This window comes from Stutzerimonas kirkiae, from assembly GCF_004327335.1.
GTDB classification, from domain to species: Bacteria; Pseudomonadota; Gammaproteobacteria; order Pseudomonadales; family Pseudomonadaceae; genus Stutzerimonas; species Stutzerimonas kirkiae.
In genome coordinates this window covers 1-9,940 of record NZ_QJUO01000056.1, presented here as the reverse complement: position 1 = coordinate 9,940, position 9,940 = coordinate 1, and the positions used below count along the sequence as shown (strand labels likewise).

General features: G+C 68.1%; 1 pseudogene. It reads right to left on the bottom strand.

Annotation, left to right across the window (positions count from 1 at the left end):
- Window positions 1–9,940: pseudogene (locus DNJ95_RS18730) on the bottom strand (hypothetical protein); the annotation flags it as partial.

The following is a 9,940-nucleotide window of genomic DNA, read 5'->3' as shown; positions in this document are numbered from 1 at the left end:
CAGGGTAAAGCCGGGCAGGGTCAGGGGGTTGACCTGTTGCTGGGAGAGGTCGGGGGGGAGTTGGGAATTGAGGACAACGACCAGACTTTTACCAGTGCCAGTGCCATTGGTTGCAGCGGTGCGGTTAGCGCCTCCCTGAACGGTAGCGCTTTCAAGTATGACGCTGTTTTCCAGGCTCTGGGTGGCGTTGATGACGACGTTGCCGCCAGCTTGAACGACTGCCGCATTGGAGGTACTACCAGATGTAACAATCTCGACATCGCTGACCAGATTGAATGTAAAGAGCACCTCAGGTAGCTCAAGAAGATTATCTGGATCGTAGTAAGGATTTTCATCCCAAAGCGGCCAGCCGACCATACCGCCATAGAAAATATACTCCATATAATCGGGATTATTATTTAAATTATAAGGCCGCATTTGACCGCTATCATAGCGATAAATATCCCCATCAGTTCGACGACCAGTATAAAACCTACGAACCCGCTCAATTGTTCCATTCAGCGCACCTTGGTTGCTGAAAACTTCAGCCGAAACATTTATATCAGCCCCGGCCGAAATGACACTTTGCAGGTTATTTAAATTTCCACCTTGAAACAGCAGGCTTCGACCAGCCGACAGGTAAGCCGAGGGAGAACCCTCATCTGCAACGCCCTCGAAAACTTCAGTAGCAGTGTAGTAAACGTAATAATGGTCTCCCTTACAGTCGTCGCACTCCTTGGCAATGTTACCCGACACCAGCTTACGCCCCAACGTAAACACATCACTCCGATTCTCCAGCTTATCGGACCTTATCGTCATATCTCCGCCACTCTCAATCGTTGCGGAGCGATTCTCTAAAAGAGTAGAACGGGCATTACTCTCGTTCTTGGATATGGACAGGTTCCCCAAGCTGTAAACATCCGCATACCTATTAACGAAGGTATCCACATACAGCCCCATATCCTCGCCGCTGAAGATCAGGCCGTTTTCGTTGAGCAGGTTGGGGGCATACAGCGCCAGGGTGCCGGAGCCGCCGAGGGTGCCGTGGTTGTTCAGGGTGGCGGCGCGCAGTTGCAGGTCGCCCGCCGAGGTGAGGCGCCCGTGGTTCTCCAGCAGTGTGCTGGCGCTGACGCGGGTCAGGCCGCCGCCGCTGATGCGCGCGGCCTCCGGCAGTTCGAGGGTGGCCGCGGCCAGGGTCAGGTCGCCCAGGCTGCTCAACTGGCCCGTGCCGCCATAGCGGCCGCTCAACTCGAGGCTGAGCGTGCCATCGCTGGCCAGCAGGCCGTCGTTGCTCCAGTTGCCGCCCTTGCCGAGCAGGCTGTCGCGGGCCAGCAATTGCCCCGTCGCGCCCTGGCTGAAGGTGCCGATATCCAGGGTCAGGCGCCCGGCCTGCAGGACGTTGTCGTTATGCCAGGTGTCGGCGGAGAGGGTCAGCCCGCCCAGGCTGATGATTTCCCCGCCGCCTTCGGCCAGGCGCGCCAGGTCGAGGGCGAATTCGCCGCTGCCGGCATGGCGCAGCGCGCCGCCCTGGTTGCCCAGGCTGCCGATGGCCAGGGCCAGGCCGTGGTTGGCGCTTTCCAGCACGCCGGCGCGGTTGTCGAACAGGCCGGCGACGGTCAGCCGGGTCTCGCCGCTGGTGCCGAGGGCGCGCAGTTGGCCGCCCTGGTTGTCCAGGCTGGCGCTACGGATGGCCAGGCTGCCGGCGCTTTCCAGCAGGCCCTGGGCGTTGCGCAGTGCGCCACGCAGGCCGAAGTCGATGCCAGCGGCGCCCACCACTCCGCCACGGTTGTCGAGGCTGCCGGCACTCAGCGTCAGGGCGCCCTGGGCATACAGGGTGCCGGCCTGGTTATCGACATCGGCGGCGGCCAGGCTGGCGTCGCCGCCCCAGGCCTCGATGCGCCCGTGGGCGTTGCCGAGGTTGCCGCTGGCGTTCAGTTCCAGTTGCCGGCCCTGGATCAGCCCGGCCAGGGCCGTGCTGGCGCCTTCGTTGCGCAGCCAGCCGGACAACCGTGCCCGTACCCAGCCGGACAGGCTGGCCAGTACGCCGGCGCGGTTGTCGAGGTCGCGGGCGACCACCGAGACATCGCCCGCGCTGCCCAGCAGCGTGCCGCCGCCGTTGAGCAGGCCGCCGTCGAGGCGCACGCCCAGGCCAGCCTGCCCCTGGATGGTACCGCCCTGGTTGTCGAGGCTGGCCGCGTCGAGGTCGATGCGGCCATTGCGGCTGTAGATCAGGCCGTCGCCGGCGTTGCTCAGGTGCCCGCCGCTGCTGAGGCCGAGGGCGCCGCTGGCCGCCAGGGTGCCTTGGGTGGAGTTGTCCAGGCTGGCGCTGGTCAGGCTCAGGCCGGCCTGGCTGGCCAGGGTGCCGCCGCGGTTGTCCAGCGCACCGCCGGCACGGATCACCAGGGCGCCAGTGCTGGCCAGTTGGCCCTGGCGGTTGTCCAGGCCCGCGCTCAGCTCCAGGCTGGTGGTGCCGCCACTGCTGAGGGTGCCGGCCTGGTTGTCCAGGGCCGTGGCCGTCAGTTGCAGGCCGCCGTTGGCGACCAGGCGTCCGGCGCGGTTATCCAGCCGTTGTGCGCTGATCTCGAGCGCACCCTGGGCGTCGATCTGTCCCTGCCGGTTGTCCAGTGTGCCGGCGACCCGCAGGGACTGCCCGGCACCGCTGGAGAGGATGCCCTTGTCGCTGTTGTCGAGGGTCGCGGCGCGGATATCCAGGCCGGTGTTGCCGACCAGTGCGCCTTCGCCGCGGTTGAGCAGGCCGCCGCTGAGGTTGACCAGCAGGCTGCCGTCGCGGCTGGACAACGTGCCGAGGTTGCGGTTGTCCAGGCTGCCGCCCGTCAGGCCCAGGCCGAGCAGCCCGGAGAGCAGGCCGCCCTGGTTGTTCAGGCTGCCCGCCGTCACGTCCAGGCGCCCATTGCCGATCAGCCGGCCAGCGCGGTTGTCGATAGTCGTGGCGGCCAGCGCGAAACCCTGGCGGCTGGAGATTTCCCCGCCGCGGTTATCCAGGTGGCCCAGCTTGGCCAGGCTCAATGGGCCGCTGGCCAGCAGCAGCCCGCCCTGGTTGTCCAGGCTGCCCTGGCGCAGGTCGAGGGCGACCGCCGCTTCGCCCAGCAGGCGCCCGCCGTTCAGTTTCAGGCCGCCCAGCGCCAGGTGCATGGCGCCCTTCGCCGAGACTTCGCCGCCGTCCCCCGCGTCCAGCGATGAGGCGTCGAGCAGCAGTTCGCCCTGGCTGTTGAGCAGGCCGCCGGCACGGTTGTCGATGGCCCCGGCCTGTATATCGAGCAGGCTGCCGCCCAGCAGGTAGCCGCCACGGTTGTCCAGTGCGCCGCTGTTCAGGCGCAGCGCGCGCCCGGCCTGGAGTACCCCGCCCGTGCGGTTGTCCAGCGCACCGCTCAGCGCCAGGTCGAGGTCTTCGCGCCCGAGCAAGGTGCCGCCCTGGTTGTTCAGGGTCGCGGAACGGGCATCCAGGCTACGGCCCGCCAGCAGGCCGGCGAGGTTGTTCAGGTGCTGCTGGATGCGCAGGGTCAGTAGCTGGTTGCTGAGGATCTTGCCGCTGCTGTTGTCCAGGCTTTGCGCGGCCAGGGTAAAGGCCTGCTGGCTGGAGATTTCCCCGCCTTTGTTGCTGAGCGCGCCGATATTCGTCAGCAGCAAGGCACCAGGGGCGTTGAGCAGGCCATCGTCGTTGTTCAGCGCGCCGCCGGCCAGGTCCAGGCTCAGGCTGGTGTTGCTGAACAGCTCGCCGCCAGCCTGGTCCAGGCCCTCGAGGGTGGCGCTCAGTCGCTGGCTGCTGGCGATACGCCCGGAGGTATTGCTGACCTGCGCGGCGCTCAACTCCAGGCCGGCGGCGCTGGTCAGCCGGCCCTGGGTGTTGTCGAAGGCGCCGGTCTGTACCTGGGCGGCCTGTTTCGCCGAGAGGTTGCCCTGGCGGTTGTCCAGGCTGGCGCTGCGCAGCAGCAGCCCGGCGTCGCTGACGATGGCGCCGCCCTGGTTGAGCAGCGCGCCGCCGAGGAGCGCTTGCAGCGCAGCGGCGCTGGAGAGGCTGCCGGCGGTATTGTCGAGACGGCTGGCAGCCAGGCCCAGGCTGCCTTCGCTGCTGAGCAGGCCGGCGTTGTTGAGCAGCCGACCATCCAGCTCGGCATCGCCCTGGACCGCCGTCAGCGCGATCACCAGGGATTGGTCGCTGGCCAGGGTGCCACCCTGGTTGTCCAGCCGCGCGCCGTCCAGGCGCAGGCTGTCGCGGCCATACAACAGGCCCTGGTCCTGGTTGAGCACGCGCCCGAGCGTCAGTTGCAACTGGCGGGCCAGCAAGGTGCCGCCGCTGCCGTTGTCCAGCCGTTGCCCGGTCAGCCGCGCCTGGCCCTGGGTGCTGATCTCGCCCTGGCGGTTGTCGATTGCATCGACTTGCAGCTCGATCGCCGTATTGGCCGCCAGCAGGCCCTGCTGGTTGTCCAGCGTTTGCCCGGCCAGGTACAGGCTGCCCTGGGCGATCAGTTCGCCCTGGCGCTGCACCAGCACGGCGACCCGCGCCTGCAGGTCGCCCTTGCTGGCGAGCAGGCCGGCGCTGTTGTCGAGGCTGCCGGCCTGCAACTGCAGGTCGCCATCGGCGATCAGTTCGCCGGCGGTGTTATTCAACGCCTCGGCCACGTTCAATTCGAGCCGGTCGCGGCTGCGCAGCAGCGCCCCGCCGCTGTTGTCCAGGCGCTGCGCCGTCAGCGTCAGGCCGGTGGCGCTGATCGCGCCGGCGGCGTTGTCCAGGGCTCCCGCCACGGCCAGGCCCAGCGCACCACCGCTGACCAGCTTGCCGGCGCGGTTGTCCAGGCGGCTGGTAGCCAGGCTGAAGGCCTGCTGGCTGGAGATTTCCCCGCCCCGGTTGCTGACTGCACCGATATTGCTCAGCAACAACGCGCCGGGGGCGTTGAGCAGGCCATCGTCGTTGTTCAGTGCGCCGCCGGCCAGGTCCAGGCTCAGGCTGGTGTTGCTGAACAGCTCGCCGCCAGCCTGGTCCAGGCCCTCGAGGGTGGCGCTCAGTCGCTCGCTGCTGGCGATACGCCCGGAGGTATTGCTGACCTGCGCGGCGCTCAACTCCAGGCCGGCGGCGCTGGTCAGCCGGCCCTGGGTGTTGTCGAAGGCGCCGGTCCGCACCTGGGCGGCCTGTTTCGCCGAGAGATTGCCCTGGCGGTTGTCCAGGCTGGCGCTGCGCAGCAGCAGCCCGGCGTCGCTGACGATGGCGCCGCCCTGGTTGAGCAGCGCGCCGCCGAGGAGCGCTTGCAGCGCAGCGGCGCTGGAGAGGCTGCCGGCGGTATTGTCGAGGCGGCTGGCAGTCAGGCCCAGAGTGCCTTCGCTGCTCAGCAGGCCGGCGTTATTGAGCAGCCGGCCATCCAGCTCGGCATCGCCCTGGACCGCCGTCAGCGCGATCACCAGGGATGTGTCGCTGGCCAGGGTGCCGCCCTGGTTGTCCAGCCGCGCGCCGTCCAGGCGCAGGCTGTCGGTGCCGTGCAGCAGCCCCTGCTCCTGGTTGAGCACGCGCGCGAGGGTCAGTTGCAATTGGCTGGCCAGCAGGCGGCCGGCCTGGCTATTGTCCAGGCGGGCGCCTGCGAGGCGCGCCGTGGCCTGGGTGGAAATCTCGCCGCCGCGGTTGTCGATGGTGGTGATATCCAGGTCGAGATCGCCATTGGCCGCCAGCAGGCCGCCCTGGTTGTCCAGGCTGTCTCCGGTGAGGGCCAGCGAGCCGACCGCGATCAGCTCGCCGCCCTGCTGCTCAAGGCTGCCGACGTTCGCCCGCAGCTCACCCCGGCTGACGATGCGGCCCTGGCCATTGCCCAGGCTGGCGGCCTGGATATCCAGGCCCTGGGCCGAGACCAGGCCCTTGAGGTTATCCAGGTGCCGTTGCACACGCAGGCTCAGCGCCTGGTTGCTCAGCAGCTTGCCGCCCGTGTTGTCCAGGCTTTGCGCGGCCAGGGTAAAGGCCTGCTGGCTGGAGATTTCCCCACCTTTGTTACTGACCGCACCGATATTCGTCAGCAGCAAGGCGCCGGGAGCATTGAGCAGGCCATCGTCGTTGTTCAGTGCGCCACCGGCCAGGTCCAGGCTCAGGGTGCTGTTGCTGAACAGTTCGCCGCCGGCCTGGTCCAGGCCCTCGAGGTGGGCCGCCAGTGGGCCGTTGCTGGCGATACGCCCGTCGCTGTTGGTGGTCTGCCCGGCAGTCAGCGCCAGGCCGCCGGCACCGACCAGGCGGCCTTGGCTATTGTCGAAGGCGCCGGTATCGACCTGCACGCCCTGTTGCGCCGAGAGGTTGCCCTGGCGGTTGTCCAAGCTGGCGCTGCGCAGCAGCAGCCCGGCGTCGCTGACGATGGCGCCGCCCTGGTTGAGCAGCGCACCGCCGAGGAGCGCTTGCAGCGCGCCGGCGCTGGACAGGCTGCCGCCGCTGTTGTCGAGCCGGCCGGCGCTCAGCGTCAGGCTGCCTTCGCTGGTCAGCAGGCCGGCGTTGTTGAGCAGCCGGCCATCCAGCCCGGCATCGCCCTGGATGGCCGCCAATGCGATCACCAAGGATTTATCGCTGGCCAGGGTACCGCCCTGGTTGTCCAGCCGCGCACCGTCCAGGCGCAGGCTGTCGCGGCCCTGCAGCAGCCCCTGGTTGAGCACCCGCGCCACCGTCAGTTGCAGGTGGCGGGCCAGCAGGGTGCCGTCCGCGCCGTTGTCCAGGCGCTCGCCGCTGAGCCGTGCGGCGCCCTGGGTGGAAATCTCGCCGTCCTGGTTGTCGATGGCCGCCACCGCCAGGTCGAGATCGCCATTGGCCGCCAGCAGGCCGCCCTGGTTGTCCAGGCGCTCGCCGGTGAGGGTCAGGTCGCCACTGGCGACGAACTCGCCGCCACGCTGCTGCAGCGTGCCGATCGCCGCCAGCAGGTCGCCGCGACTGGCCACCCGCCCCTGTTCGTTGCCCAGGCTGGCGGCCTGGATATCCAGCCCCTGGGCGGACACCAGGCCCTCGAGGTTGGCCAGGTACTGCTGGATACGCAGGCTCAGCGCCTGGTTGCTCAGGACCTTGCCGCCCGTGTTGTCCAGGCTTTGCGCGGCCAGGGTAAAGGCCTGCTGGCTGGAGATTTCCCCGCCTTTGTTACTGACCGCACCGATATTCGTCAGCAGCAAGGCGCCGGGAGCATTGAGCAGGGCATCGTCGTTGTTCAGTGCGCCACCGGCCAGGTCCAGGCTCAGGGCGCTGTTGCTGAACAGTTGGCCGCCGGCCTGGGCCAGGCCCTCGAGGCGGGCCGTCAGTGGCCCGTTGCTGGCGATACGGCCAGCGACATTGCCGACCTGCCCCGCCTCGAGCCGCAGCGTACCGGTACTGACCAGTTGCCCCGCGGCGTTGTCGAACGCCCCCGTCGCCAACTGGGCATCGCCGTCGCTCTCGATCAGGCCGTGGGCGTTATCCAGGCTGCCCGCACTCAGCGACAGCCCGCCCGCGCTGAACACTTCGCCGCGCGGGTTGGACAGCAGGCCAGCGGCCTCGATACGCAGGTCGCCCTCGCTGGCGATACGCCCCTGGGCATTGCCGATGCTCGCGGCGCTCAGGCTCAACAGGCCTTCGCTGAGCAAGCGGCCCTGCGTATTGTCCAGTTGCCCGTCCGCCCCACCCGCCGCCGCCAGCACGATAGCCAGGCGCTCGTCGCTGGCCAGGGTGCCGCCACGGTTATCCAGGTACGCCCCTTCCAGGCTCGACGACTGCCAGCCATGGATCAGGCCACCGCCCTGGTTGAGGATACGCCCAGCGGTCAGTTGCAAGTGCGCGGCCAGCAATTCGCCGCCACTGTTGTCCAACGACTCACTGGTGACAGTGGCCTTCGCCTGGCTGGACAGTTCGCCGCCACGGTTGTCGATGGCCTGCACAGCGAGGTCGAGAGCACCGTTGGCCGCCAGCAGGCCGCCACGGTTGTCCAGTTGGGTACCGCTCAGGGTCAACGATCCTTCGGCGACCAGTTCGCCGTTCTGCTGGTCAACCTGGTCGATAACCGCGAGCAGCTCGCCTCGGCTGGCCACCCGGCCTTCGCCGTTGGCCAGGCTGGCGGCCTGGATATCCAGCCCCTGGGCGGACACCAGCCCCTCGAGGTTGGCCAGGTGCCGCTGGATACGCAGGCTCAACGCCTGGTTGCTCAGGACCTTGCCGCCCGTGTTGTCCAGGCTCCGGGCCGCCAGGGTAAAGGCTTTTTGGCTGGAGATTTCACCGCCACGGTTGCTCACCGTACCGATATTCGTCAGCAGCAAGGCGCCAGGGGCGTTGAGCAGGGCGTTGTCGTTGTTCAGTGCGCCACCGGCCAGGTCCAGGCTCAGCGTCGTGCCGCTGCTCAGCCGACCGCCCTCTTGGCTCAGGCTTGTCAGGCGGGCGCTCAGTGGGCCGCTGCTGGCCAGGGTGCCGCCGCTGTTATCGAGCTGGCCGGCCTTCAGCACCAGGGTGTCCGTACTGACCAGGCGACCAGCCTGGTTATCGAAGGCGCCGGTGCCGATCTCCGCGCCCTGGCGGCTTTCGATACGGCCCTCTCGGTTGCCCAGGCTGGCACTGCGCAGCAGCAGCCCGGCATCGGTGACGATGGCACCGCCCTGGTTGAGCAGCGCCCCCGCGCTCTGGATATTCGCCGCGGCGGCGCTGGACAGGACACCAGCGCTGTTGTCGAGAGCCCCCGCCGACAGCTCCAGGCGGCCTTCGCTGCCGATCAGGCCGCCTGCGTTGTTCAACTTCCCGCTCAGGGCAATGGCCAGCAGGTTGCCCGTACTCAAGCTGCCGCCGGCGTTATCCAGTTGGCCGCCGTTGAGTTGGGCACCCTGCAAGGCCTGGATCAGCCCCTGGTTGTCGTTGCGGATGCGCTCGGCGGTCAATTGCAGGGTGTTGCCCAGCAGTTGCCCAGCCGCACTGTTGTCCAACGACTCACTGGTGACAGTGGCCTTCGCCTGGCTGGACAGCTCGCCGCCACGGTTGTCGATGGCCTTTACATCGAGATCGAGATCGCCGTTGGCCGCCAGCAGGCCGCCACGGTTGTCCAGCCGCTCGCCGCTCAGTTCCAGCGTGCCTTCGGCCACCAGTTCGCCGCCCTGCTGGTCCAGCCCCTCCAGGCGCGCCGTCAGGGCCCCACCGCTGGCGATACGCCCCGCGGCGTTGTCCACCTGCCCCGCCGACAGGCGCAACTCACCCGTGGCGAGCAGTTCACCCTGGCGGTTATCCAGCCCACCGGCCTTCACTTCCAGCGCCCGCCTGGCGGCGACCTTCCCCTGGCGGTTATCCAGCGTCGCGGCCTGGACACTGACATCCTTGCCGGCACTGACGGTGCCACTGCGATTGTCGAGGCCCTCGCTCAAGGCGACCTGCAGGTTTTCACTGGAACCCAGGGTACCGCTGTTACCCAGGGACCGCGCCTCGATGCCCAGCTCACCCCCGGCCTCGATACGCCCCTGGTTGAGCACCGCCCCGCCGCTCAGGGCGATAGCGCTGCCCGCCGTCAGCTCCCGCCGGTTACTGAGCGATGCGCCACCATGGATGTCCGCCTGGCCAGCGACCTGGACGTTGCCCGCCAGCTCCACCTCCGGCGCCACGATACGCAGGTCGCGCTGCGCATCGACCTGGTTCAGCCGCAGCCGCCCGCTGCTGTCGATATGGATATCCCCCGCGCTGGCCGCCATCCGCCCGTCCAGCTTGACCCCGACACCCGCCTCGGTGCCCACCAGGCGTATCGCGCCGGCATACATGCCGCCCAGCGCCGAGCTGTCGATGGCCAGCAGCGGCGGCTCGTCACCCGTCGCCGGCTTGGCCGTGGCGGACAGGCTCCCGGCCTCCACCAGGTTGCGCCCCGTGACGATATTCAGCTCATTGGCATGCAGCTCGGCATTGAGCCGAGCACTGCGGGTGATCAGGTCGAAACGGTCGATATTGGAAGCGTTCAGCCCCGCCCCCTCGATGGCCACCTGCCCCTGTCTCTGA